Here is a 26,396-nt window from a genome sequence, read left to right as displayed (position 1 = left end):
CGAAGTTATGCCGCGCACTGTGCTTTATCACCCATTAGCTCTCAATCCTTGGGATCTAGATATTAGACATCAGCTTATCAAGATTTTGGTTGAATGGCAGATTAAAAGCAAAAATACTCACTTTACTGCTGCTAAACCGCAGGTATGAGAGAATTTACAGAATCAGCGAGAATGTTCTAGGAACAAATCCCGTAGATTAAGTCATTTATGATATCAGAACTGCCACTAATTACAAGCGATCGCCTATTATTACGAGCGCCGATCCATGAAGATATACCCCAAATTCTCAAATACTTCACTGATAATAAAACTTATCTCACTCCATTCTACCCTCTTTGGGCTGATGGTTTTTTCACTGAAGAATATTGGCAGTATCAGATAGAGAATAGTTTTCTGGAATTTCTGAATGGGCAATCATTAAAACTATTGATTTTTACAAAAAAAAATCCCACCGTAATTATTGGAACGGTCAATTTTAGTAATTTTGTCCGAGGAGTCGCTCATTTTTGCTATGTGGGATATAGCCTTGCTGAAAAGAAACAAGGTAAAGGATATATGACAGAAGGGCTAAAAGCCGCAACTGAATATGTATTTCAAGAGTTAAATTTTCACCGGATCATGGCTAATTATATGCCTCACAATCGGCGCAGTGGCAATGTACTCAAAAGACTCGGTTTTGTCATTGAAGGATATGCTAGAGACTATCTATTAATTAATGGGCAATGGGAAGATCATATTATGACAAGTCTAATCAATCCTAATTGGCAAACACCTAAATTCTAAATATAGCTGAGTATAATTTTCAAGAATATTTCTTTTCTTTGCCAACTATCCGTGCTTGTGAATTTCCTTATTTATAAATGCTATTTTGAACGCAACTTAGGGAATTTATTGAGGGGAACACCCCAAATGTGTAAGTTATTAGAACTTACGCAAAATATCTCTCAAACTCTGATTTCTCTGTGCCGATGCTTAACTTTCGCTCAAACCCTTATTTTTACTTTGTCAGCATTGCCCAGTATACAGCTATTAATAATGATACAATATCTGAGTTTGAATGAATTTGAGATATCAGTTGTCAATATCTCCAAATTCATAGCAAATTCATCATAAATACACAACAACTCCACAAGCAAATGCAATAGTAATATTTGTTCACTAGTCGGCTTAGTTATCAAGGTTTACTTGAGCCGATGTGTCCAATTTGATTAAATGATTGAGGAGTTTTTCAAAATGTCCATTAATTCTATAAAGCGTTTATCTGTCTTTTCTACTATCTTCGCTTTTGCTAGCATCTTACACGGAGTTGCCTTGGCAACACCAGTTCCAAATCCCCCCACTACACCAGCCTTAAAAACTCAGACTATTTCTGCATCACACCAACCAATTAAACTCACAAATCAACAGCGCCTACAAATCCAAATAGCTCGCCAGCAAAGAGATAAGGATATTGAGGCTCTATTAAACCAGTCCCAAACTACTAAGTTTAAGGCAGCACTGCAATCTCGTCAGAGAGTCAGAACAGTGTTAACATCTTTGGATCTGAATCAAGATCAACAGAAAAAAATTCAATCAATTTTGCAAGCTTATAAGCTGCAAGTGAAAAAAATTCTATCTTCACAGACATCACAACCAACATCAAACTCAGTAGGAATTACTCGACCAACATCACAACCAATTACAAAATAAAAAACTCAGTTTTATTTAATTACGGTTAAGTTTCGGAAGACTGGCGAATTTGCTCCAAACTTCGGTTGAGCCAGTCTTCATACCAATCATAAAAACTCAAAGGCTGCTCCTCATCCCTATCTGGATAAAAATCATCAGGATTAATGTCATGGAAAGCATGACAAAAAGTCAAAGAAGCAGGATATATCCCATTATCATTAGTACGGTCATCTATCCAGATTTTTCCTGACTGCTCCCCAGTAATAACTAACATCGCATAAATTCCACAACCATAATTTGTAATGGTGAGACTGCCTTGAATAAATTTATCATCAAAGTAAGCATCACCGTTGGCAATAAAACCCGTATTATTCTTGACAATCAAATCTAAATCATTCCATGCTTCTGTTAAAAGAAATGGTTTAGAGAGGATTTCGTAGTTTTCTTGGTATAATTTTTCTGGGATGATATCTTCATTTTCAACTCCCGACAGTCCCGATAAGCCGTATCCTGGGCCCGCACCACCATTACCAACTTCTAAGAGAAAGTTTCGATATTCACTTGCTAGTGTAATATTATATCTGGATTCAAACACTTGAATATCTTTGTTACTCAAGCAAGGTTTAAATTGATATTGGTGTGTTTCTGAGCCAAAAACCTCAAATGTCGCGTCTAAAATAGCTAATTGAGTCAACTTTTTCTTTAATTGTAAAACTTTATTCATTATCTGCTCCAGATTTTAATGGTGTCCCTGCCATATTTTAGATATGGGTCGCTTTTTGCGTCTATGCTGATGCTGAAGCCAGAGGTAGTATTAAGGGAAGAATGAATTAAGCTTTGCTCGTAATGACTCTGGCTGAAACTCCAAACTACAAGAATTCTAGCAATCCTTTTCTCACCCTCAACTACGAAAGCGCCTTAGAATCTCTAGGCGGTGACTACTACGATGAGGTTGCAGCTGCGGAATTTCCCCAACACCTCCTGCGTTGGCGTAACGATGAACTATTACCCCGTTTCGGTCTAGACCCCCAAGTAGTCAAAGACGAAGATTTTATCACAGCTTTTGGTAAATTCCAGGGGCGCAAACCCTTGTTAGCACTGCGTTACCACGGCTATCAATTTGGTGAATATAACGGACAGTTGGGTGATGGTAGAGGCTTTCTCTACGGGCAAGTACGCGCTAATGATGGCGAATTGTACGATTTTGGCACAAAAGGTTCTGGGAGGACGCCCTACTCCCGTGGTGGCGATGGTATGCTGACGCTCAAAGGTGGAATGCGGGAAGTTCTGGCTGCGGAAGCACTGCACTACTTGGGTGTACGTACTTCGCGCTGTCTGAGCATGATTGAAACAGGTTTACCCCTCTGGCGGGGCGATGAACCTTCGCCTACCCGTTCGTCTGTGATGGTCAGGATGAGCAGTTCTCATATTCGGTTTGGCACTTTTGAGCGACTGCACTATTTCCAGCGTCCAGATTTAACTAAGAAGCTGTTAGACCACGTAATTGAGCAGTATTATCGAGACTTAAGTACTGAACAAGATAAATATGCCCTGTTTTACGCCCAATTAGTTGAACGGGTTGCAGAACTAGCAGCGCAGTGGATGGCGGCTGGCTTTTGTCATGGAGTTCTGAATACTGACAATATGTCGATTACCGGAGAGAGTTTTGATTATGGCCCTTATGGATTTATCCCTACTTATGACCCTTACTTTATAGCTGCATATTTTGACTATTCTGGACGCTACTGTTACAGTCATCAACCAAGTATTTGCCAGTTGAATCTAGAAATACTCCAGGAACCTTTAAAAGCAATCATAGATAAAGGGGAAATGGAGGCTGGTTTAACTAGGTTTGATGAATATTATCAAGCTGAATACAGCTCTTTGATGTTGAAAAAGTTAGGTTTTGTGGAGTTGGTACATCCACAAGCTCAAGAACTCTTGAATCTAACGATTGAGTTTTTGAAAGTGAGCCAAGTTGGTTATCACCAATTCTTTTATGAGATGGCTCGCACTTTTTCATCTAAATGGCGAGATGAACCAGCTTTTGTGATGAATGGTTGCGATATTGTACCAGTACCGGGCGCGTCAGCAATTTTTGATGATTGGTGCATACTATACCATCAAATTTTGAATGATTTTGATAGCGATCGCATCCATCTAATCACGCAAACTCTAACTATTCATAATCCGAAAACGGCGTTATTAAGACCTCTGATTGAATCTATTTGGGAACCAATTGCTCAGGAAGATAATTGGCAACCTTTTTATGAGTTAATCAAGGCAATTCAGTCTAGGAGATAGTTAGCAAGGGGCAAGGCTTGTACCGAAAATCTTTTTTTCCTTTGCCCCTCTGCTTGCTTTATTGTCAATATTTAGATGCGTTTGCCCGAGGCAGCCTCACAAAGAAATGGGATCACCATTAATGAAAAATATAAAATGAAAACGAAACTTTATGTTAGTAATTAAATAACAAGTTTAAAGCAAATTTATTACATGAAAATGAAAACTTCGCTTGAAGTGTTAATTGCAGCAAAATTAGTTTGTTCATGATAGCGGTTGATTTGAGTGGGGCTGACCCTAAAAAGCTTAATTTATGGAACCGCCAAGACTCCAAGAACGCCAAGAATCGTAGAGTGTGCGTAAGTCCTACGGTTGTCTCAAAACCTCGAACTTCCCCTACCTCTAACTAAATTGTTGGGCATAAGACCGCGCATAGCGACGCTCTAGGGCTAACAATTCTTCATGGGTTCCCGATTCGACAATTTGACCCTGTTCGAGAACTAAAATGCGATCGCACCGTCTAACTGTTGATAAACGGTGAGCAATAATAAATACTGTCCGTTTTTCCATCAATCTTTCCAGCGCTTCCTGTACCAGTGCTTCCGACTCGGAATCTAAGGCTGATGTCGCCTCATCCAGAATCAAGATTTGGGGATTGAGCAGAACAGCACGAGCGATCGCAATTCTTTGTCTTTGTCCACCAGATAAGTTTACCCCACGTTCACCCACCCAAGTCTGATAACCTTCTGGCAGTTGGCTAATAAACTGATGGGCATTAGCAATTTTTGCCGCTTCTTTAACTGCTTTTATATCAAAAACGTCTTGTCCAAAAGCGATATTTTGGGCAATTGTCCCTGAAAACATGATGGTTTCTTGGGGAACAATCCCAATTTGTCGTCGCAGACTATGCAGCTTGACATCCCGAATATCAACACCGTCAATGAAGATTTGACCAACTTCGGGATCGTAAAAACGGGGGAGAAGATTCACAAATGTGGTTTTACCAGCACCAGAAGCACCCACAAGAGCGATCGCTTCACCTGGCGATACCAATAAACTGATATCTTTTAAGACAGGTTTACCTGGTTTATAGGCGAAGGAAATATGACGATATTCTACCTTGCCTTTGACTGCGGGGAGAGCGATCGCATTTGTCTTTTCGATCACTGTTGGCTGAATTGCCATCAATTCAAAAACGCGGTCAACAGATGCTTCACCCTGCTTAAATTCGTTGTAGTTGTTAGTAGTATGACCAATGGGATCAATTAACAGCGCCGCCGCCGCCAGGTAACTGAAAAAATTCGCCACTGTCAAGTTATTTTGGGAAATTTGCCACGTTCCCACAATCAGTAACGATAACCCACTTAAGGCTTCCAGAAATCCGATGATCGGAATCTGAATCGCTTTCAGGCGTTCGGCTGAGTATTTTGCTTTGAGGCTGCGTTCTGCTTCATGGCCAAACCGGGCGATTTCGTAATTTTCGGCAGCAAAAGCCTGTACCAAACGAATACCGTTGAAAACTTCCGCGAGGATGGCTGATAAACCCGACACGCGATTTTGACTTTTTAAGGAATACTTGCGTAACCGTTCACCAAACCACCCGACTAAAATACCCATCAGCGGCGCAACAATCACCGTTGCTAATGTCAGTTGCCAATTTAGGTAAATCATGTAAATCGGAATTGCCAGCAACTGCAAAATGCAGGGGATAAAATCGTGAAATCCTTTATTTACCACTTCGCCAACGCGGTCAACATCTTCGGTGAGGCGGTAAGATAAATCACCTGCTTTTGCCGTTTCAAAATAGCTGAGATTTAGCTTTTGAAGATGGGCGTAGACTTGTTGGCGGAGATGAAAAGCAACTCTCAAAGCAGCTTTCGCCATGTACATATCTTGTATAGACTGAAACAAGCCTCTAACAAGAAAGACTAAAGCACAGCTGCCAGTTATTTGAGCGATCGCTACTACATTACCTTGGGCAAAGGGAATTGCCAATTTCCCGGCGAGATTGATCAACACTAATGTCGCCAGTACGTATCCCAAGATACCAACAAGTCCCTTGGTGATAGTTTGCCACTGTAGTCGGATATAAGGCAGCAGTTGCCAGTAATTAGAACGGGTTTTCAAGCTGTAACGTCCACAACGATATTCTCCTTTGTTTGACGCTAGCAGCTTTTGGGGAGTTTCTGAACAGTTAACTAATTAGTTACAAACTGTTTTAGCGTTCATCGTAGAGTTTCCCGGTGTTCTTTTATGATTGAAGTTGAATGTTCAGTTGAGGGGCCTTGCTTTATGAAACTGGAAGAGTATTTCAACGTGCTTGCACCAGATGACATCCGACTCAAAGGAACCCGCATTGGGATTGAGAGCATTCTTTACGAGGACATCTATCGCTGCAAAACACCAGAAGAAATTGCTGAACAATTTCATAGTTTTTTGATGACACGCCGCTAATCGCAAAGACGCGATAAATCGCCGTCTCTTGCCTTAACCATAACCCTTCCACCCCTCACTTATCATAAAAAATTAGCCCTCTCCTTGTTAAGTAAGGAAAAGGCTGAATTAATCTTAAAATACTTCCTAATTTTCCAATTGAATTACGAATTACGAATTACGAATTAGTTAATATCCGCCTTCTTCTTCGTATTCTGGCTGTCTTTCCTTGACTTTCTTGGGAATATTCACGGGCTTCGGCGCATCTTCCCAAGCATCGCCGTCTACGTCGTCATAATCATCGTATTCATCAACGTATGGCTTGCTATAGGGCTTTGCTTCATACTTTAGCGGTTGCGGTTGTTGATATCTGTCGCTGCCTGTGGCCTCGCTCCAGTTATCTTCTTCCTCGTCTTCTTCGTACTGAATAGATTCATACTGCTGTGCCTTCATTACTTGACGCTGTGGCCTTTCTTCTTCCACATAGTCTTCATTCCATTCCTCTTCCCGCGCTACGGGTTCGGGGGCGCGAACTTTTTGCCTGGGTGGCTGCAATGGCACTCCGCTAGGCAGTTGATTGCCTGGTGCAACTTGACGCGGTGGAGTATAGCCGCCGTATTCTTCTTCTGCATCGCGCTCCCACGGGGCTTTGCCGATACCCAGACGCTCTAGTAAACCGACTGTTAATTGGTTTACTCGTTCTTCGGCTCCCTCAAACACAATCAACCGATTGGGGCCTGTGCTGACAATTTCATCCACTGAGAACTCGTAAGTACTCAGAAATTGATCGGGAATTTGCGGCAATCCTAAAGAAGCAATGACTATGGAGTTAAGCTTCCCGGTTTCGGCGTTGAACTTGAAACCCCGAACTTTGCCTAATACTTCCCCTGTTTCTGTAATTACTTCCCAGCTAATCAGATTGCTGAGAGATTCAACTTCAATATCTTCAATTACATCTTCGTTATCAACCAGGATGACATCACCAATCTGGTTGATGTTGTTGAGGTACATATAGCGCGGTATGCCCGAAATAGAGATCAGGCTGTCTCGCAAACCAAGTGCCACAACCTCTCGTTGATCAATATCAACCCAGACTTGACTGATGATGCCTAGCCGCTTACCGTTGTCGCGGGTAATCACCTGGGTATTTAATATGTCGGAACGCCTAATTATCTGTTCAGAGGTCATTCTATACCGAGTCCTGATCTCGAATCCGGTTTATCTATACACTATTATTACCAAAAACTCAAACAGATGTATTGGATGATTGTAACTTAATCCCCAAAACTTGAGTGTAAGCTCCTCGTGCTTGAGTAACGCCAATTGTGCGTTCGGCTGATTCTATCATCGGACGACGCAAACTCACAACTATAAATTGCGCTTGTTGTGACTGTTGCTTAATCATTCTAGCTAATCGTTCTACGTTTGCCCCATCCAAAAACATATCCACTTCGTCAAAGGCGTAAAATGGCGATGGGCGGTAGCGTTGCAGGGCAAAGATAAAGCTCAAGGCGGTGAGTGATTTTTCTCCCCCAGACATGGAAGCTAGGCGCTGTACGGGTTTGCCTTTGGGGTGCGCGACTAAATTCAGTCCACTGCTAAAGGGATCTTCGGGATTTTCGAGTTGTAAATAGCCGTCGCCGTCTGAAAGAATCGCAAAAATCGATTGAAAGTTTTCATTCACAGCATCGAACGCCTCTTTAAAGGCAAGTTGCCGTAATGTGGTAAAATTCTCAATCCGCAAAAGTAATTCGGTGCGTTCCCCTTGTAGTGTCTCTAATTTTTGCGTCAGTTCCTGGAGGCGGTTTTGAGTGCGTTCGTATTCTTCCAACGCGAGCATATTCACAGGTTCCATTGCCTGTAAACGTTTAGCAAGCGATCGCAATTCTTTTTGCAATTCTTCCAAGTCTACCTGATCTGGAACTTCCGGCAACGGATTTGGCAATTCTGCTCCCACATCCCGCAACTGACTTTGTAAAGCAACTAATTCCTCCCGCCGTTTCTCTTGGGTTTCTTGGAGTTTTTGGATTTCCCATTGCAATTGTTGTTGGCGCAAAAGATGCGATCGCACTTCCTGTTCTGTGGCGTCGCGTTTTTGTTTCTCTTCCCCCAAATTTTGTTCCATTTGGCTGAGGTTGGCGCGGGTTTGGGTGATTTGGTTGTCTATCGTTGTGATTTGTGTGGAGACGCGATTCATCGCGTCTCTACAAGAGATTTGTTGGGTTTCGTATTCTGTAATTCGCGTTTCACCTTCTTGGATTTTCTCTTGCAATCGCTGTTGCTGATTTTCCAAATTTTTTAATCTTTGTTCAGCTTCGCGTAACGCCGTCTCCCGTTGTTGCAATTGTTGCTCTTGAATTTTAATTGTTGCCTGGATTTGTTGCCATTCACTGGGAGTTTGAGATGCTTCTAACTCTGCTAAAGCGTGTCGCAATTGTTGCAACTGAGTTTCTTGTCCCGGTAATTCCCGCTCTAAAATTTCCAATCGAGATTGAGCAGTGCCTAACTTTTCGCTGTTTTGGGCGAGTTGCGCTCGCGTCCCCTCTAATTGCGCTGTTAAACTCTTAATATCTTTTTGCAACTGTTCCCTTTGCAACTGCTGTTCGCGCCGCGCCTGACGCGCTTCTATCACTTCCTGCGTCAGTTTTTTGGTTCTGGTTGACAAAGTAGCGATCGCCTCAGTACAACGCTCTAAAACCCGCTCAATGTCCACCAAGCGATTTCTGAAAGCGATCGCTTCATCAGATTCCGCCGCTTCTGCATTCCCAAACCGCAAGGCTGAACGCTGGGTGTTACTACCACCAGTCATTGCACCGCTAGTTTCTAACAATTCCCCGTCTAGGGTGACAATGCGATATAGTCCTAAGTTTTTCCGGGCCGCCTCCAGGTTGGCAAATATCACCGTGTTCCCGAAAACATAGCTAAATACATCTTTATAACGGCGATCGCAATCGACTAAGTTAACAGCATAGTTGATGAAACCGTTGGCAAAACGCAGCGTTGCATCTTGAGTAAATTTGGGAGCGTGAATTTTATTCAGTGGTAAAAAAGTCGCCCTCCCTGCACGTTTCTGTTTGAGCAGTTCAATCCCGGCTGCGGCGATCCCGTCATCTTCCACCACAATATGTCCCAAGCGCCCACCGCCAGCCATTTCCAAAGCTAGCTGATGGCGGGGTTCCACCCTTCCTAACTGTACAACTAAGCCACAAAGTCCAGGCATTCCCGATTGTAAAATAACTTTACTAGCTTGGGTTCCTTGGACTTCTTGCTGTGCTTGCGCTTGCGCCTCTATTTTATCCAACTGGCGTTGTTTTTCTCGTTGTTCAGAAAGTAACCGTTTTTGGGTTTCCTGTTGGATTTGCAGTTCTTGTTCTGTGGCTGAGAGATTTTGGGCTAAATTTTGGATGGGTTCGCTAGAGGCGTTAAATTCCGTTTCAACTCGACTACACTCAGCTTGTTTTTCTGCTAAAAGGGGTTCGTCGCGTTCAATTAACTGGGTTTGCTCTTGGATCAGCTGCTGTAACTGGTGATTGCGTTCCCTGAGTTGTGCTTGTTCCGTGCGTTGCGGTTCCAGAGTTTGCAGCAAAGCTTCAATTTGACGGTTGAATGCCGTTTGTTGCTGCACCCACGCTTCCGAAGCCGAGGCAATTTCTGCGGCTGCTTCGCGAGAACTTTGTAGCGCTTGCTGTGCTTCATCTCTTTGCTGCTGGAAAGACGCGATGAATCCCGTCTCTACAATCTGTGTTTCGGCAATTTCTTCTAGGGAATGACGCTGTTTTTGAATCTCTTGCTGAGTTTGAGCCAGACGTTTGGCAGTTTCTTGGGAAGCTGTTTGTAATTCTGTTAGCTGACGCTGGAGTTGTTTACGTTCTGCTTCTTGGGTGGCGAGGGTAGATTGTACCGCCAAAAGTTCTTCTTCTCCCAATGCTTTTACATGGGCATTGAGTTGTTCCAGTTCAGCAGTTTTTTGGACGATTTCGGAATTTAGGTTTGTGAGTTGGGTAGTCAGTTCACTAGAATTGCGATCGCCACTTTGAATTTCGCTAACTAACTTTTCTTGTTGTGCTTGTAGCGATCGCCATGATAAAACAGCTTCCCACGATTGCTTTGCCAGAAATTCCGTGCGAAGCTTTTGATATTTCTCAGCTTTCGCCCGATCTTGGGAAAGGCGATCGCGCTGTGCAGTTAATTCCGTCTCGATAATCCGACAGCTATCTTCCTTTTCCTTTACCTCATCTAAAGTTGATTTAGCTTGGACAATCTTACGATCGAACGCCGCCACCCCAGCCAATTCATCAATAATTTCCCGCCGTTCCCGCGTATTCATTGAGATAATGCTGGTGACATCCCCTTGCAGCACCACATTGTAGCCTTCAGGATAAACCCGCAGGTTATTTAGTTCCCCATGCAACTCCGTCAGCGTGCAAGCTTCACCATTGATATAGTAATTCGATGTGTAAGTCCCTTGGTGAGTTACTCGCAGCCTTCTAGTAACACTCCACTCTCCCGATTTTGGATTTTGGATTTTGGATTTTGGATTTTCTTCCCCTGCCTCCCCTGCCTCCCCTGCTTCCCATGCTTCCCCTGCTTCCTCTGCTTCCTCCCTTTGCGCCTTTGTGTCTTTGGATGAGATTTCATCCGACAAATCGAATGTCACCGTGACGCTAGCCTCAATAGAAGCCCGTCCTTTAGCCGTTTGAGTATTATTTACCAAATCCGGCAGGCGATCGGCTCGCATTCCTTTAGAACTGGAGAGTCCCAGACAAAATAGCAGTGCATCTAGAATATTCGATTTACCCGAACCATTTGGCCCAGATATGACAGTACACCCCGGTAGCAAAGGGACTGAGGTAGTGCCACCGAAGGATTTGAAGTTCGTAAGTTCCACGCGCTTGATGTGCACCATAGGCGCTGGTTCACTGGGCTAATGAAGAACAAGTGTATCAACTAATTAAAAATTCGCAAGAGGGTAGAGAGCAGAATAGGGGATCATTGTAGATGCGTAGCGGTGAGCCAGCGCGGTCTTCTTTCTCCCAAATGGACAGGCTAGCGCTAAGGGGAGCCACTGCGGGAACAGGGGGTTTCCCCAATGAGCAAGTGGCGTGGTTTTCCCCATGACATGAGCGACTGGCTTTCCCGTTGGGCTTACCGCAGGCGATCGCTCTAGTCGTAGCAAAAGTCTGAGCGGCGGTTCTTGCCGTTGGCGCAGGCATCTGTTAGCGCAGCCTTAGCGATGCATGAGCGTCACTTTTCAAGACAGGCTACCCCAAAGGGCGCATAGACACAAGTGGCTTCCCGCAGAGTAGGACACAAAAAAAGAAACAAATAAGAAGTCAAGAAAATTTAGCGCAGCCTACAAAGAAATGGTCTCACACAGTAATGTGACCTGCTGAAAAACAGACGATACCAAGAGAAAAAAGTAACTTTAGCAAATGCCAGAGGAAATTAAAAGTACCAAACGAACTTATAATGTAGTAATCTTTACAATTGTAAAAACGTACAAATAAATCCCTCTTTACTACCTGAGTATCCTCTCTGTGATTTGCCTCTTAACTCCCAAATATTTGTAGAACTTAGTAATGAAGAAATTAATTAAAGGTCTGCGCGAATTCAAATCTAGCTATTTTTCGACACATCAACAATTGTTTGAGCAACTTTCACATGGTCAAAAGCCCAGAGTCTTGTTTATTACCTGTTCTGATTCACGTCTTGATCCAAATCTAATTACACAAGCCCAAGTTGGTGAATTATTTGTCATTCGCAATGCAGGCAACATCATTCCACCATATGGGGCAAGTAATGGCGGTGAAGGTGCGACAATTGAATATGCTGTTCAAGCTTTAGATATTCGCCAAATTATTATTTGTGGTCACTCTCATTGCGGCGCAATGAAAGGACTAATGAAGTTACACAGCCTCAGCGATGAAATGCCGCTCGTACATGATTGGCTTAAATATGCAGAAGCAACTCGAAGGCTAGTTATAGACCACTACAGTCACTATGACGGAGAAGAACTGCTAGAAATTATGATTGCCGAAAATGTTCTTACTCAAATTGAGAATTTACGGACGTATCCAGTGATTCACTCTAAGCTTCATCAGGGGGAACTCAGCATTTATGCTTGGATTTATCACATTGAAACAGGAGAAGTTTTTGCATACGATCCCCAGAAGCACGCTTATGTTTTGCCTCAAACTCAGCTTCCAGAATCAGAAATAAATGAGTCGCTCAGGGGTCAGTTTCCAAATACTAATGTAGTAGTGCATTCCCCTCAAAACCAGCAGTATGATGTTCAATCTTATGAGAAAGTGTCTGTTTCTCCATTTGAGTGGTTTCCAATGAAACGCCTTTCTCCAGAGCAAATGGAGCGCATTTATCGAGGTTCAAATAATGGAAGTTGAAAGATGAAAATATAGAATTATAACTCCACATATTACCATGACTGAAACGGATTTTGTAGGACTAGACTTAAACCACTAGGTAGACATTGACTCTTGAGGGATTTATTCAAAAGGCAACTCAAGAGACAGATTGGTATAAAGAAAAATTAACAGTCCAAAAATATCGCCATCTTGTAGAGTTCGTCCAAAACAGTTTAAGTGATATACAAGTATTTTGTTTGGGATAAATTTCAATTTATCCTTACATCCCCGGCAGAGTTGATGAAGATGTAGTCGGACTAAAAATTAAAATAGTAGAGACTTAATCAGTTTTTACTCCAATTACATCTTGGAGATTTTGAGGTATTTATAAAAATAAGTTATAGCTAAACTGAAGTCTACTCAAGTTGACTAAAACCATTTTTAAGTCTTTTTTATAAGACTTTAACTATTAACCATAGGTTTATAAAGTTACTCAAGTGGCATCAACTACCTACCTATTCCTTACTTTTATTTAAGCAAGTAAAAAACAGAGACTTACACAGATGTAAGTCCCTGTTTGGCTTTCATGCCGATGTTAGCTGAGAGCTTCAGTTATTCTTTTATAGTTTTTTCACAGATGAAACTTTTGCTTCCACCTTCACCGTTTTCACACCTTGAACTTCCTTAGCCAAAGTTTCAGCTTTTTTGAGTTCTTCAACAGAAGTCGCTGTGCCTTTGAGGATAATTTCACCCTCTTTGTTTTCAACTTGTAACTTATTTCCTGGTAAGCCTTTGTTCAACTTTTCGCTAACTTCAGTTTTTAAGTTGCTCTTAGCTTTTGTTCCTGCTGTTTTTTCAGAATCAATTTTAACTTTAGTGCCTGTACTAGCTACTAAAGGAGTCGTTTCTTTTCCTGGAATTTTGGTAGTAGTTTTATCCGTAGTTTGATTTGTCAGCGAAGCTGGCGTTGCTGGTGCTTGAGCCGCTTCATTAGTAGTGCTAGGAGTTTCCGAACCAGTTTTAGGAGCCTCTTGACAGCCAAAAGTACCAACTACCAAAATGCTACTAACTAGTAATGGAATTAGCTTTTTCATTATCTATCTCCGAATTGAGTACTTGAAGCGATTAATTGAGGTGTGTGTCATGGTGAGGAGCAGATGTTAAAAAACAATTAAAGGTGAGGTAGCAAAAGTGCCCAAGCAAGCACTCAGGTTACTGAAAATTAAAATTGGGACGATTTCTTAAGACTAAGATTTTGCTGCCAGTTTTAAGAAATGTCAATTTAATTTTCCTAACGGCTGTTAACCAGGATGGCTCTGCATACAGTCTGTAGCTTTCTATGAATTTAACGTAGATGCTGAGTAGCTCTTTCAATGGTAGACTATGCCATTCCACAGTGGTGATTCGATGTTATCAGATTTAAGTCAGTTTGGCGATTGCAACTCAAAACTTCAGCATTTTGGCAATACTGTGCCAGCAAAATTACCAACAAAATGTTACTTTAGAAAACTATGGATTGCTTACAATGCCTTAAATATCAGGAAATATTAGCCAATGCCGTACCTTACTTCCGCCCGCGAAATTCGTGCCATTGTTGCTGAATATACCAATGCTAAAACGCTGTGGATAGATACAGAAGTAGCTGACTATAAAAGTCGTAATCCCCGACTCTCGCTGATTCAGGTATTAGATAATGCTAAAGATATGAGTGGCGATCGCGTCTACCTTTTAGATGTCCTAGATCAGCCTAACATTATAGCTGAATTTATTGATGAAATTATGAGAAATTCTGCCATTGAAAAAGTTTTTCACAACGCCAGCTATGATCTAAAGCTTCTCGGTAACAAGAAAGCCAAAAATATTACTTGCACTTTGGAAATAGCAAAAAAAATTCCCTATTATCTTTTACCATTACCCAACTACCAACTCAAAACCATAGCTACTGCACTTTGTAGCTTTAACAATATCGATAAACAAGAACAAGAAAGCGATTGGGGAAAACGTCCCCTGACTGAAGAACAGATAGAGTATGCTTACCTAGACTGTATTTATCTTGCTCAAATCCACTTAAATCTGTTAAGCTTACAAGCCCAAGCTAGCCCCGATCCTGCAACTGAAGACTTAATATCACTAAGTACCAGATACTCGCAACTTGAGCAACAATGGAAGTTGTTGAATTCCGAATTTGAGCATTTACAAGAACGCATGAAAAAAGCCATGCAAGCTCAGAATATATCGGAAACTTCTGATTATAAGCTGACTAGTTATGAGCGCACTACAGTCAAAGCTACTTTTATAGAATTGGCAAGTCTAGCACAAACTCAAGGTATTAATTTAGATTTTCCAATCACACTAACTCAGAAACTCCAAAAAGATTTAGGGCAAAATCTGGAACATCTGTCTGTAGATATTGACAAAACTACTTCTTGGCGGCTGAATCCCAAAACTCAAGAGAGTGAAACTGAGGATGAGTAAATTGTTTATCAGGTTACAAATACCAGAATTTATATAGTAAGTTTTATACTTGATAGTTCTAATTCCTTTGACAAATAACCATTAAATAAAGCTATTGAATATCAGATAATTTTGTAAATTGATTTTATATTTATATCAAAACTCAATACGCTTGGGTTAAGACTAAAACTCTTTGTCAAAGTCAATTTTTTTAACAAACCGCAAAGAAAGAGAAGCAAGAAATGCTTAACTGAACTGTATTGTATCAAAACTTAGAATAATTATTGAGTTAAAGAATTAAAATCTAGATTTGGGGAATAATTTTGTTCAGGCGTTATGGCAGTTTATATTAACTTATGAGACGGCGTTTATTTAGGCAAAAGCGAATAAGGGTAAATACTTTATTTACCATAGCTATTTTTACTACATTGACCGCAATTAGCACTGTTTCTTGTAGTAAGAATGAAAATGTGTTGGTAACAGAAATAGGAGTCAGTCCACCTAGTCGTCGTTCAGCGACAACTTCCATTGGTGGGGAATTCTATATTCAGGGAAAGAATCAGCATTTAAACGGCGATTTGCAAGCCGCGATCGCTTCTTATAGTAAGGCAATTGCTCAAAATTCTCAATATGGCGCTGCCTACAACGGTCGGGGATTAGCCTATTTTGATTTGGGAGACAAGGACAAAGCGATCGCAGATTACAATCAAGCACTTCGCATCAATTCTAACGACGCTGAAGCCTACAATAACTTGGGGAATGCCCGCGCCTCACTAGGAAACAACAGAGAAGCAGTCAAAGATTATAGTGAAGCGATTCGCCTTAATCCCAACTATGGCGAAGCCTACAATAACCGGGGAAATGCCCGCGCCACTAATGGAGACAAAAAAGAGGCAATAGATGATCTTGACCAAGCGATTCTCCTCAACCCCAAATATGCTCCTGCCTATAATAACCGGGGAAATGCCCGTGCTGCCAATGGAGATCCACAGGGTGCGATCGCAGATTACAATGAAGCCATTCGCCTCAATCCTAACTTTGCCCCTGCCTACAATAACCGGGGAAATGCCCGCGCCACCAATGGAGACAAACAGGGTGCCCTTAAGGACTTGGAACAAGCAGCAAGCATTTTTCAAAGTCAGGGTAATAACGACTTATACCAACAAGTGATGAATAACATCAAAGAACTTGGACAGTAGGCAAAAGCAGGGTTTTAGTTAAAAACGAACAGGTCACCGAGTTATCTTGTCGGATAACAATTTATTTGTCGTGTTATTAAATTAATTAGTGTCGTTAAACTTTTAAATTGATGGTGCATCAAGCGAGCGACACTAACGTGTTAACGACGACAAATAATTTTTTATTTTACAACTGCCCCTAGCGCAGATGAGAGGGCGATCGCCCATTGGTGTCAACTTAACGTGAAGCCTTTAGCCTCTCTCTGCCTGGAAATGCACCTCATCGCGGCTCTGCCGCAAGTCTTGAGGCGGAGCCTCTGCGAATGCATTAAGAGTCAGAGACTTCTTTTCGAGATAATCTCCTAAAAGCTGGTTCTAGGCTAACTTTCACCTTAAGTTGACACTAATGGCGATCGCCTGACCCATCCAACTACTGCTCAATGGCATTGAAAGGCTGCAATCCTTTCTTTCATAGCTTTTAACTTTTCAAGCGTGCCATTCGCCTTTGACCTAGCTACTATTAATATTCGAGTAAAAATAAATTATTTATGTCCCTTTTACATAATGTAATAATTGCTAAACTGTGTAGGAATAATGCTAGTTTGTAAAACAATAGTGAATTTTCAAGATAAATTAAGCAACGAATTGTTTGAAAAGCGTTGTTTAAATTCTTGAACTCAGAAAAAAGCTTGTGTATTTAGAGATTCTTTCCGCTTGATACTAATTAAATTGAGGTTAAACAGATGGAAAATATAAAACTAGAGAATCTAAATAATGAATTAATTAGTTTTGATTTAAGTCAAGAAGACATGGAGGCAATCAAAGGTGGTACAAGTGCGCCAAAAGATATTTCGACTCGTAGTAACTGTCCATTCCCTCCGAAGCACCATTTTGGAATTATAATCGTTGCAGTACCAACCAAGCACCCTTTTGGAATTATAATCGTTGCAGTATCACCCAATAGCAAAGACGATTAATTATTAAATTGAAAGATTAAGTTTAACAGGATGAATGAACAAGTCTAATTTATTACTAGCCTTGGCGACTATAAATCCTGGCTCCACGAGACTTTACCCACATCCGTGGGTTTAAAACTCTTGATTTTTTATTAGTCAGCTTTGAAGTCTGAGCGCCGGAAGTCGGCGTTCAAACTTGAAAGCAGATTTCTCTGCCAGATGCTACGCGAACGTTTGTGTAATAGCGAATTATATTCATCCAATACTTTTCAAGTATCTTCTAATATTTGTATCTGCACCCATACTTTAAGAGCTATGTGCTACTAATAATTATCCAATCAAGGGTAGAAATTATACTAAATATAGTTTGTTTTAAGATAAAATATATGAACAATGTTAGTGAGTTGGCGCTCAATTATCTACAACGTTATAACTGTCAGATTATTGAAGATTATCAAAGTGTTTTGAGGCAGGCTTGCGAAATTCATCCACCACCACACGGTATGGGATGGTACGGTAATTCCTATCGTCAGTTTGCTCGTAATGCTGAGTGGTTCTCTAATTCCCTGATTACTAACGTCGCTGAAGAAGGAACTGGTTCTAAACAAGTTTGGCAATTTTCGGAGCAGATCGCAAATCAGGAGTTTGCCCAGTTGGTGAGAAATCATTCGATTGATGAGTCGCGCCACTCACTAATGTTTGTGGCACTGTTGAATATTATTTTTCCGACGAAAATAGAAGCAGATTTCCGCACACAGTTGAAAGCCTTATCTCCGCAATACTATCACCACAAGCATCCGCCTCTAGTACCCATTTCTTCAGCTCAGATAATGGATGAAAAATTGGTGATGGATGAGATTATCCAAATCAATCTCTTAGAAATTCGGGCATTAATTCTACAATTATTGTTGCGTCCAGTACTGCAAGCATATTCTACACCTAAGCACTTAGCAAAAGTAACTCGAATGTCTGATTTGTTGATTTTCGATGAAACTAAGCATATTGAGTACTCTGGTTACTGTATTGGTAGGTACATCGAGCAAGGTCATGAATCTTGGGTGCGGGAAATGATGATTTACCGTCAAAAAACTGTTAATGAAATGTTTTTAGAAGATTTGGAATTAGCGGATTCTGTAGGCACTACTATTTTACGGATACAAGATCGCTCCTAAACTGTTTAGGTTTACCTAGCCCAACAAATCAGTTTCCACGCTAATTCTAAGCGGCTTTCGCCGCTTAGAATTGTTTGTGCTTTGACATTCATCACAGCCCAGAACCAATGTGAATGCGATCCTCAACTTCCGCAAATTTGTCTAGTGCCTGCTGTTCAGTACTCAATAGTGAAACGACGATCGCCACAATAAACGCCAGTGGGATACTGATTAATCCAGGATTTTTCAACGGAAAGGGTGCAGAAACGTGCTTGAGAATTGTTACTTGAATAGTAGGTGACAAATAAATCAGCACCAATGAGGAGACAGTACCTACTAACATACTCGCAACCGCACCATTGGTGGTGAAGCGTCGCCAAAGCATTGATAAGAGCAACGCTGGGAAGTTTGCACTAGCTGCGATCGCAAATGCTAAACCTACCATATAAGCAACGTTTTGCCCTTTAAACAAAATACCCAGAATTATCGCTACTAATCCCAAAACCATTGTCGCACCGCGAGCTACCTTCAGCTGTTCTGACTCGTCAGCATGACCTGATCGCACTACGTTCACCCACAAATCGTGGGACAATGCAGCCGCACCTGAGAGTGTCAACCCAGCGACAACTGCCAAAATAGTTGCAAAGGAAACAGCAGCTATAAAGCCTAAGAAAGCATCACCACCGAGATATTCTGCTAACATCGGCGCAGCCATGTTACCACCAGTACCAATTTTCTCAATGGCATCTTTACCTACTAGCACCATCGCTCCAAAGCCCAGGATAAAAGTAAGGAGATAAAAAACGCCAATAATAGCTGTAGCGTAAGTAACAGAGAGCCGCGCTGCTTTGGCATCGGGTACTGTATAGAAACGCATTAGGATGTGCGGTAGTCCAGCAGTGCCGAACATCAACGACATCCCTAAAGAGATAGCATCCAAGGGGTTAGAAACCAGTTTGCCTGGAGCTAATACACCTGTATACTTCTGGGATGCAGCAGCGAAAAGAGCGATCGGGTTAAAGCCAAATCGTGCCAGTACCAGGATAGTTAGTAAGATAGTTCCACCGAGCAACAGAACTGCTTTGATAATTTGTACCCAAGTGGTGGCAATCATCCCGCCAAAAATCACATAAGCCATCATTACGCAACCGACAATAACCACAGCTAATTCATAATCAAAGCCAAACAATAGTTTGATTAGCTCACCAGCACCTACCATCTGGGCAATTAAGTAAAAGCTAATCACTACCAGCGTTCCGATCGCAGATGCAATACGTACAGGTTTTTGCTGCAAGCGATAAGCCACTACATCGGCAAAAGTGTATTTACCTAAGTTACGTAGTGGTTCGGCAATTAGGAACATGACAATTGGCCAGCCCACCAGGAAGCCAATAGAATAAATTAAGCCGTCAAAGCCGTTGAGTGCCACCAGCCCAGCGATAGCTAAAAAGCTAGCTGCACTCATGAAGTCTCCTGCTAGGGCCAGCCCATTTTGGAAACCGCTGATCTTACCGCCAGCTGTATAGAACTGTGCCGTATTTTTGGTGAGCTTTGCCGCCCAATAGGTAATGCCTAAAGAACTGGCAACAAACAGAAAAAAGAAAGCGATCGCCAACGGGTTAAACTTACCAAGACTGGTAATATCCGCCGCTAGTGGCAGATCGAACCACACACTATTCATGCTTTTTTGGTTTAGTATTTTGGATTTGGGATTAGAAAAAACCTAACCCCCCAGCCCCCCCTTTGTAGGGAAGGGGGAGCAAAACTCCCCTCTGGGCTTGGCTAACGGCAGGCTGACACCAAGGTCGAGGGATTGGGGGAGAGGTTCTTCCAGGATTACTGAATTGGTGTTTTAGAAATTGCTAATAGCTAATTCATTTGCGTGTCAGCCTGGCGATTTGGTCGTCGTAACTACTATTTGCCCAACGCACGTAGATAAAAATTAATACCCATGCTGAGACAATTACTAGCGCCCCTAGTAAAATTCCCAAGCTGAGGCCAGGAACTACTAATGACCCCAGCAGGGGCTTATTGAACGCGATTAATAGGATAAAGCCAAAGTAAATAAACATCATGGCTCCACTGAGAATCAGCGATACCCGCCAACGTTCAGCCGCGAGAGCCTGGAGAGCCTTTGTGTGATCGCTCATGTCTTCCTTTGGGTTGAGAAGATTAGGTCAGATTGTCTCATTGAAGTTGATTTCTGCGTAATTTTCTTAAAGATTATTAGTAAATCTATTGCCATATCAGGTAATAAAACTAACTTTGCCTGATATACAGCTAATTTTTTATTAACTCAGACACATTTCATGACTAACTAAAAGCAAATAACAAGTTAAATAACAGCAAATTACAGGCTCATTGATCTCACTCCAATTAGACAACAGTCTAGTTGTTAGTCTTTTACCCAAAATGAGCCTAAGAGTTTTTGGTTTCCTGGCATTCTTCATCAAAACTTTATAAAAAGTGTTTTTGATTTATGTGTATTATTTAAAAGTCAGTTTTGAGCTAAATTGCAATTAAATATCAAAGTTTTAACTTAGATATATAGTCGGTAGGCTTGCTAATTTCTAAAACCGCTTCTCGGTGGATTTTTTAAATTTAGCTAGCTGCAAAGTGCTGAAACTTAAGACTGATTAACGCTTTTTTATCACTCTGGGTAAGGAAAATAAACCCCCTTTTTCTCCACAGGATAAACGCATCTTAATTAGGTCAAAAAATCTTATATTTGACCATATTTTTTTGTGTTTCAATTCTAACCTACCAGTTATTTGCTAACCTTTTATCACACAAGATATTTATCATGATTTGTCAAAATCTTGCGCTTAAAGCAGTAATCACTGCATCAGTAGTAGGTTCCCTTCTAAGTACTCTTTGTGTTCGTCCGGCTATGGCTGACAAGGTAAGCAATAGTTGTAATAACGCAACTATAGAAGGTGCCTATGGATTGCAAGATACAGGTTCTCGAAAAACTAAAAACGGAACTGTAGATTACACGGCAGTCAGAACAGCTAAATTTGATGGCAATGGCAACCATCAAGGCAAAGGCTTTAGCAGTATTGATGGAGTCATCAAAGCCTACACAATTACTGCTACTTACAAAGTTGCGACGGATTGCAGTTTTGAACTTAAGGGTACTCAAACTTTTGAGGATGGAACCTCTACACCTTATAGCCAGTTCGGTGTTGTTATTCGAGGTGGTAAAGAGATTATCGAGCTACAAACAATTAGTGGCAGAAATCAAGGTGGACGCTACCAGAGAATAGAGAACTACTAATCTTAAGGCAAATTAATTTTCAAAGCAGTAAGATTTTTCTTAGGTGCTAAAAATTAGGGGTAATCAGCGATTTAATAGTGCGTAGGCATAGCCCAATACTGCTCGGTTAACATGAAAGATTTGTAGGTTGGGTTGAACTTTAGTGTTACCCAACAAATCCCTGAAAATGTTGGGTTTCGTTCCTCAAGCCAACCGACATATTTTTATTTTTTGGGCTTAACCGAACCGGATTAGGAGTTCTACTGATTGCATATACCAATCTTATTTGATTTGTATATATAATCTAATTGTCTACACCGACAGAAATAAGTTTGCTGTAATATTCAGTTTTGGCATAGATGCTGATAATACTATCACCAACTACAAAAAAAGTAGCTTGTTGCTCATCTTTAGATAATTGCAAATTTGGGTATTTAGCAGCAGCTTCTTCAGCAGTCATGGCTTTTGCTTTCATATGTTCTGGGAATAGTCCAGTACAACCAATGTAAAATACTAAAGGAGATATCTTATCTTGGTAAATTTTTTCTGCATATTGTTCTAGCTTCTTATTTGCCGTCGTCAAAGCTGCAACCATTTCCTCTTTGCTGATCTGCTTACCAGTTTGTTTATCCTGCAATAACTGCGCCAAACTATCAGCACCAACTTTCTTAAGAATACCTCCAACAATGCCATTTTGCTCAAGCCCAATAAAATCATCAAAAATCGGTTTCATCAACTCGTCAACTTTCGTAATCTTGGTACGTGATGACAGTAACCTGTGCCTAACAGCAAGATTTTCATTAAATGCGATCGCAAAACTCGGCTTAATGATAATTTCTCCAGTTTCTTTGTCATAAAGACGATACATTCTATTCAGAAACTTGTTAGCCGAAGGTAACTTACTGAGATTCAGAATATCTTGACTACCGATGTCGATTTTATAGCTCAATCTTGAGTCAATAGTGCCATTAATTAAACCTTCATTGATATCAGTGTATTCGTTAGTTGTAGGAAAGTTGAGGTAAATATTCTTAGACAGATAGTGCTTTTGAAACTCATCTAACTGTGCCGGGATAAATACATCTGACTCATTTTTTAAGTGAGCGCAAATAATACTAGTCAGTACTTTAATTTCTGCTAGTTCATTAAATAGTCTATCAATACTGCTATAACAACTATTAGCAGCTACAAGCGGCAAGTTATCTAGCTGGATAGAATATTCAGCATTGAAGTCAAATTCTTCTACATCAAGTATGCCTTTTTCTTTGAGCAAGTCAAAAGCTTTTTTACTGCTGATTTTGACTTGTAACGACTTTATATTAATTTTGCCATCACTTACAATCGTGTAGTTATTAAAGGTATTCAGATCATTTACCAGCAAACCTGCTACTTCAAGAGTGGGGGTTTGGTCTTCAAATTTAGCAAGTTTGACTCTACATTTGATAAGCATATTGATAGTAGCACTATTGCGGTTAAACTCAAACTCGCCCATACCAACATACTCAGCATTATCTATATATTCTGTTCGCAACCAAGGTTGAAGCAGTTCCCCATTTTCGTCTCTAACACCTTTAACACGCTTGATACCTGTTCTTTGATAATGTTCTTGCAGGTGCTTGATATTGACGATAATATTGTGGTGATATTCTGCAAAAACTTGGATTAGTTCTACCAGAGAAATTTGATTATTTTTCATTTTTCAACTTCCATGTAAAGGTCAATAATCTGTTAAAACCACGGTTTATGAAGTCTATTATTCTTCTAAAATCATCTGTTATAACCGTGCAAATTTAAAGTAAAAATACACAAGATTTTGATGCCCAAAAAATGCTAAAATTGGCATATACTACACAAATATCGTCTGCTCATGATTGCATTCATGAACTAGTTATTAGGGGTGTTCAGTTACTACCAACTTTGGGCATCGCCTGGTAAACTTAGCGTTGCATACTCACCGGATATTTATTTGCTATAGTACAATTGTACCACAATATGCCAAGTTGTGTAGGCGTAGCCCATCGTAGATATCGCCCTGCAATGAGGTGTTATGGTGTTACTGACGACTTCTGCCATACTGCTGAATAACGCCAGAATAGGTGTTTTCTAACCATTGCACCCTTGAGTGACTTTGTATAAATTCGTTGTGCTTGCGAGAGAGTCAGATATTTGTCTGTGCGAAGATGTTCTTTCATTGCGATCGCTGCTTCTGGCGATCGCTTGATATGTCTGTTCTTAAACGTCTGAAATATCCAATTCAGGGGAACAGCAAGAAAATCGCTCAATCAATCTTGTATATTTTCATGCTCTAGCAAGTCTAGAATTACAAGCTTACCACCCGGCTTCAAGGCAGCTTGCAAATTGGGCAATAAGTTTTCCAATGGCAAATGATGAAGAGTTGCAATAGATACAATTGCGTCAAATTGTTTTACTGGAAACTGCCACTGCAAAATGTCAGCAACTTGATAATCTATTCTTGGATACTGCCGAGATTTTTGTTTAGCAACTTCTATCATCTTGGGAGATAAATCTATTGCAATAACTCTATCAGCACGTTAAGCTAAAAGACGAGAGAATGAACCAGTTCCACACCCAATATCAAGAACATTTTCACAGTGCAATGGTAACTGTTTAAGTATAAAATTGTGATAGTGACTGTTGTGATTCCAACCTTGTTGCTCATGCAAAGCAATTCGGTCAAAATCATTCCGAATTTTTTGAGTCCACATTTAAGCTCCAGGTTTGAAGTAATCGAAGAGGCGATCGCCTGAATCGGCGCGAATCAATGCCACAACTACATCGGGTAAGGCGGCTAAACTGGGATAAACCAAATAACGTGGTTCCCAACGGGGGCGAAACTTCTCTCTGTAGGCGTGCAATCCCTTGAAATTGTAGAAGCGATTCAAATGCCCATAAAGATAGTGCAATACTTTCTCCAAGCGGCGTGATTCTGGATTCTCTCCAACTCCAGCAAGGGCAGAAAGACCGAAATTAAAGCTGTCGTAGCCAGACTCTTTAAAATGTTGCAGTAAGGAAATAAATAGAAAGTCCATTGTGCCATTTTCAATCGACGGGCGGTGTCGCATCATGTCAATAGTGGCTTCGTTGAGTTGGTACTCTCGGAGAATGTTGGCAAAGGCGCTGATCTGACCTTCAGGATTATGTATCACAGCAATCTCACACTCTCGCAGGTAAGCTTCCTCAAACCAACCCAAAGAAAAGTGTTTTTCCGAACCTTGTACCATTTTCAGCCATTCATCACTCACAGGTTTGAGCAGGTGCAACAAAGCATCGGCGATGGGTGGTTGGTAAAACTCTATTTGGTATCCTAGCTTAGTTAAACGACTGATTGATGGTCTAAAGTTTTTACCGGCTTTACCTTGTAACGTAAAACTTTTTAGGTCAACGATCGCTTCTTCTCCAATCTTGAGTACTTTAAACCCCAATGACTTGTAAAGCTGAACATCATCGGGCAAAGTTTGATAAAACCCAGGATACCAGTCATTGCGCTGGCAAAACTGCTGGAAAGCAACAATTGTCTCTTTGCGGTCTTCAATCGGACCGATGGGATCTCCTAAGGCGATCGCGCCCCGTCCTTTAGGAACATAAGCAATTACACTATTACCGGAAGGACTGAAATAATAACTTTTATCATTCAAGAGTGTGAACGCTGCTAAAGAAGAACATCCATATTGCTCAACAATTTCTTTAGCTTTTTGCCGCTCATCTGTAGTTGCAAGATTCCGCCAAAACACAGGTTGCAACAGCATTACTATTGCATATGTAATAGTACCTGCGGCAATAATATAGATAGAATTAGCAAAAAAATCTCCAAATCGGCTTTTTGGTTGCAGTCCCCAATTATCCTCAGTGAAGAACATCGCCAAAGTCTGAACTATCGCTTCCCGCCAATTAAAATTCTCTGAAAACTTGCCGTCTAACAAGTAAAATCCAATAGTTCCATATGCCAGAGTAAATAATAAAGCCCCGATCAGCGCTCGAACTCCCCGTGCGATCGAAGGACGGTCTGATTGCGCCGTGAACAAATGGCGCATCAAAATTAATTGCACCAGCAAAACTCCAGAGAGTAGACTTTCTTCATAGTCCAATCCCTTCAGCAAGTGGCTGAAAATGGAAATCACTAGTAAAGTAATCGTCAGTAACCAGGCGATTTTTTTTCGGCGTAATAAGTTAGTAGCAAGTGCTAGTAAAACAAACCCAGTCAACGCTGCAAATATATGACCACTGGCACGGATTTCAAATGGTAAAAATCCCTTCAACCAGTGATTTCGTCCGTACAGGGTAGGTGTCACTGCTGAGAACAAATTTACTACTCCGACTAAACCTGTAAGGAAAGCTGCACTCCAAAGTCCAATCTGAGTTTTTAAATTATTGGTCATTAGTCTAAAAGTAGAAGTTAGAAGTTAGAAGTTAGAAGTTAGGAGTTAGGAGTTAGAAGTTTTGGCTCTAGCACTCTTTTTCTGGACTAAAATAATAAAAAAACCAGTTTTATAGGCTGTATTAATTATACGGATTAAGTTTTAATGTTTTGAATTTTCTCCATAATATCATGTCCGCATAATTAGTTATGCTAACCATAGTCATTAGACATCTCCGAAAAAGAATGTAGAGACGCGAAATTTCGCGTCTCTACAAGG

Annotated in this window: 25 protein-coding genes; 12 read left to right on the top strand and 13 right to left on the bottom strand. The window is 41.0% G+C overall.

Annotated features, from left to right (window positions below):
* Positions 1-7 precede the first annotated feature (7 nt).
* The 3 genes from PUQ00_RS13395 (at position 8) to PUQ00_RS13385 (ending at position 1,689) form a co-directional block, all read left to right on the top strand.
* Positions 8-148, top strand: coding sequence for a hypothetical protein (locus PUQ00_RS13395; protein WP_300417041.1), 141 nt, complete (start codon positions 8-10; stop codon positions 146-148).
* A gap of 59 nt (positions 149-207) precedes the next feature.
* Positions 208-783 carry a GNAT family N-acetyltransferase gene (locus PUQ00_RS13390; protein WP_300417038.1) on the top strand — a complete coding sequence of 192 codons (576 nt, stop codon included), beginning with the start codon at positions 208-210 and terminating at the stop codon, positions 781-783.
* A gap of 450 nt (positions 784-1,233) precedes the next feature.
* Positions 1,234-1,689, top strand: a complete 456-nt coding sequence (locus PUQ00_RS13385; RefSeq protein ID WP_300417035.1) for a hypothetical protein — start codon at positions 1,234-1,236, stop codon at positions 1,687-1,689.
* Positions 1,690-1,714: 25 nt separating this feature from the next.
* On the opposite strand, the gene PUQ00_RS13380 is transcribed toward PUQ00_RS13385, so the two are convergent.
* On the bottom strand, positions 1,715-2,392 hold the full coding sequence (locus PUQ00_RS13380; protein ID WP_300417033.1) for an SMI1/KNR4 family protein: 678 nt from the start codon (positions 2,390-2,392) through the stop codon (positions 1,715-1,717).
* A gap of 122 nt (positions 2,393-2,514) precedes the next feature.
* Between PUQ00_RS13380 and PUQ00_RS13375 the strand changes: the two genes are divergently transcribed.
* Positions 2,515-3,972 carry a protein adenylyltransferase SelO family protein gene (locus PUQ00_RS13375; protein WP_300417030.1) on the top strand — a complete coding sequence of 486 codons (1,458 nt, stop codon included), beginning with the start codon at positions 2,515-2,517 and terminating at the stop codon, positions 3,970-3,972.
* A 381-nt stretch (positions 3,973-4,353) separates the two neighbouring features.
* Here PUQ00_RS13375 and PUQ00_RS13370 read toward each other — a convergent pair whose 3' ends face one another.
* A complete protein-coding gene (locus PUQ00_RS13370) occupies positions 4,354-6,078 on the bottom strand; it encodes an ABC transporter ATP-binding protein (protein WP_300417027.1) in 1,725 nt (574 codons plus the stop codon).
* 165 nt (positions 6,079-6,243) lie between these two features.
* On the opposite strand from PUQ00_RS13370, the gene PUQ00_RS13365 reads away from it, so the two are divergent.
* Positions 6,244-6,405: a hypothetical protein gene (locus PUQ00_RS13365; protein ID WP_300417104.1), complete on the top strand. Its 162-nt coding sequence runs from the start codon at positions 6,244-6,246 to the stop codon at positions 6,403-6,405.
* Positions 6,406-6,573: 168 nt separating this feature from the next.
* Here the strand turns inward: PUQ00_RS13365 and PUQ00_RS13360 are convergent, their stop codons facing one another.
* Genes PUQ00_RS13360 through PUQ00_RS13350 form a run of 3 tightly spaced genes read right to left on the bottom strand, consistent with a single transcriptional unit; the run spans position 6,574 to position 11,597 of the window.
* Positions 6,574-7,572, bottom strand: a complete 999-nt coding sequence (locus PUQ00_RS13360) for a PRC-barrel domain-containing protein (RefSeq protein WP_300417024.1) — start codon at positions 7,570-7,572, stop codon at positions 6,574-6,576.
* A gap of 58 nt (positions 7,573-7,630) precedes the next feature.
* The gene (gene smc, locus PUQ00_RS13355; RefSeq protein WP_300417021.1) at positions 7,631-11,290 is read right to left on the bottom strand and encodes a chromosome segregation protein SMC; all 3,660 of its coding nucleotides are present in this window, start codon (positions 11,288-11,290) and stop codon (positions 7,631-7,633) included.
* Between the two features lie 37 nt (positions 11,291-11,327).
* A complete protein-coding gene (locus tag PUQ00_RS13350) occupies positions 11,328-11,597 on the bottom strand; it encodes a hypothetical protein (RefSeq protein ID WP_300417017.1) in 270 nt (89 codons plus the stop codon).
* 366 nt (positions 11,598-11,963) lie between these two features.
* On the opposite strand from PUQ00_RS13350, the gene PUQ00_RS13345 reads away from it, so the two are divergent.
* On the top strand, positions 11,964-12,785 hold the full coding sequence (locus tag PUQ00_RS13345) for a carbonic anhydrase (RefSeq protein ID WP_300417015.1): 822 nt from the start codon (positions 11,964-11,966) through the stop codon (positions 12,783-12,785).
* Between the two features lie 86 nt (positions 12,786-12,871).
* On the top strand, positions 12,872-13,012 hold the full coding sequence (locus PUQ00_RS32810) for a nuclease A inhibitor family protein (protein WP_366145958.1): 141 nt from the start codon (positions 12,872-12,874) through the stop codon (positions 13,010-13,012).
* A gap of 354 nt (positions 13,013-13,366) precedes the next feature.
* On the opposite strand, the gene PUQ00_RS13340 is transcribed toward PUQ00_RS32810, so the two are convergent.
* Entirely contained in the window at positions 13,367-13,840 is a 474-nt protein-coding gene (locus PUQ00_RS13340; RefSeq protein WP_300417013.1) for a BON domain-containing protein, read from the bottom strand.
* A gap of 460 nt (positions 13,841-14,300) precedes the next feature.
* Between PUQ00_RS13340 and PUQ00_RS13335 the strand changes: the two genes are divergently transcribed.
* The 4 genes from PUQ00_RS13335 (at position 14,301) to PUQ00_RS13320 (ending at position 18,506) form a co-directional block, all read left to right on the top strand.
* Positions 14,301-15,221: a ribonuclease D gene (locus tag PUQ00_RS13335; RefSeq protein WP_300417010.1), complete on the top strand. Its 921-nt coding sequence runs from the start codon at positions 14,301-14,303 to the stop codon at positions 15,219-15,221.
* Positions 15,222-15,556: 335 nt separating this feature from the next.
* Entirely contained in the window at positions 15,557-16,399 is an 843-nt protein-coding gene (locus tag PUQ00_RS13330; RefSeq protein ID WP_300417008.1) for a tetratricopeptide repeat protein, read from the top strand.
* A gap of 722 nt (positions 16,400-17,121) precedes the next feature.
* The gene (locus PUQ00_RS13325) at positions 17,122-17,355 is read left to right on the top strand and encodes a hypothetical protein (RefSeq protein WP_300417005.1); all 234 of its coding nucleotides are present in this window, start codon (positions 17,122-17,124) and stop codon (positions 17,353-17,355) included.
* 365 nt (positions 17,356-17,720) lie between these two features.
* Complete coding sequence (locus PUQ00_RS13320) at positions 17,721-18,506, top strand: hypothetical protein (protein WP_300417002.1); 786 nt, start codon at positions 17,721-17,723, stop codon at positions 18,504-18,506.
* 91 nt (positions 18,507-18,597) lie between these two features.
* Here the strand turns inward: PUQ00_RS13320 and PUQ00_RS13315 are convergent, their stop codons facing one another.
* Positions 18,598-20,166, bottom strand: a complete 1,569-nt coding sequence (locus tag PUQ00_RS13315) for a sodium/solute symporter (protein WP_300416999.1) — start codon at positions 20,164-20,166, stop codon at positions 18,598-18,600.
* A 193-nt stretch (positions 20,167-20,359) separates the two neighbouring features.
* Complete coding sequence (locus tag PUQ00_RS13310; protein ID WP_300416997.1) at positions 20,360-20,635, bottom strand: DUF485 domain-containing protein; 276 nt, start codon at positions 20,633-20,635, stop codon at positions 20,360-20,362.
* Positions 20,636-21,288: 653 nt separating this feature from the next.
* Here PUQ00_RS13310 and PUQ00_RS13305 point away from each other — a divergent pair.
* Positions 21,289-21,762: a hypothetical protein gene (locus PUQ00_RS13305; protein ID WP_300416994.1), complete on the top strand. Its 474-nt coding sequence runs from the start codon at positions 21,289-21,291 to the stop codon at positions 21,760-21,762.
* Between the two features lie 283 nt (positions 21,763-22,045).
* On the opposite strand, the gene PUQ00_RS13300 is transcribed toward PUQ00_RS13305, so the two are convergent.
* The 5 genes from PUQ00_RS13300 to PUQ00_RS13280 all read right to left on the bottom strand — a co-directional run bounded on the left by PUQ00_RS13300 (position 22,046) and on the right by PUQ00_RS13280 (position 26,138).
* Positions 22,046-23,437, bottom strand: a complete 1,392-nt coding sequence (locus tag PUQ00_RS13300) for a hypothetical protein (protein WP_300416992.1) — start codon at positions 23,435-23,437, stop codon at positions 22,046-22,048.
* A gap of 349 nt (positions 23,438-23,786) precedes the next feature.
* Complete coding sequence (locus PUQ00_RS13295) at positions 23,787-24,023, bottom strand: hypothetical protein (RefSeq protein ID WP_300416989.1); 237 nt, start codon at positions 24,021-24,023, stop codon at positions 23,787-23,789.
* Complete coding sequence (locus PUQ00_RS13290; RefSeq protein WP_300417096.1) at positions 24,024-24,278, bottom strand: class I SAM-dependent methyltransferase; 255 nt, start codon at positions 24,276-24,278, stop codon at positions 24,024-24,026.
* A 15-nt stretch (positions 24,279-24,293) separates the two neighbouring features.
* A complete protein-coding gene (locus PUQ00_RS13285; RefSeq protein WP_300416986.1) occupies positions 24,294-24,467 on the bottom strand; it encodes a hypothetical protein in 174 nt (57 codons plus the stop codon).
* Positions 24,468-26,138, bottom strand: coding sequence for a phosphatidylglycerol lysyltransferase domain-containing protein (locus PUQ00_RS13280; RefSeq protein ID WP_300416983.1), 1,671 nt, complete (start codon positions 26,136-26,138; stop codon positions 24,468-24,470). It abuts the gene before it with no gap.
* Positions 26,139-26,396 lie beyond the last annotated feature (258 nt).

The sequence above is a fragment of the Nostoc sp. S13 genome, assembly GCF_029379315.1.
Taxonomy (GTDB): domain Bacteria; phylum Cyanobacteriota; class Cyanobacteriia; order Cyanobacteriales; family Nostocaceae; genus Nostoc.
Note: the sequence above shows the minus strand (reverse complement) of the source record. Positions and strands in the feature narration are given on the sequence as shown.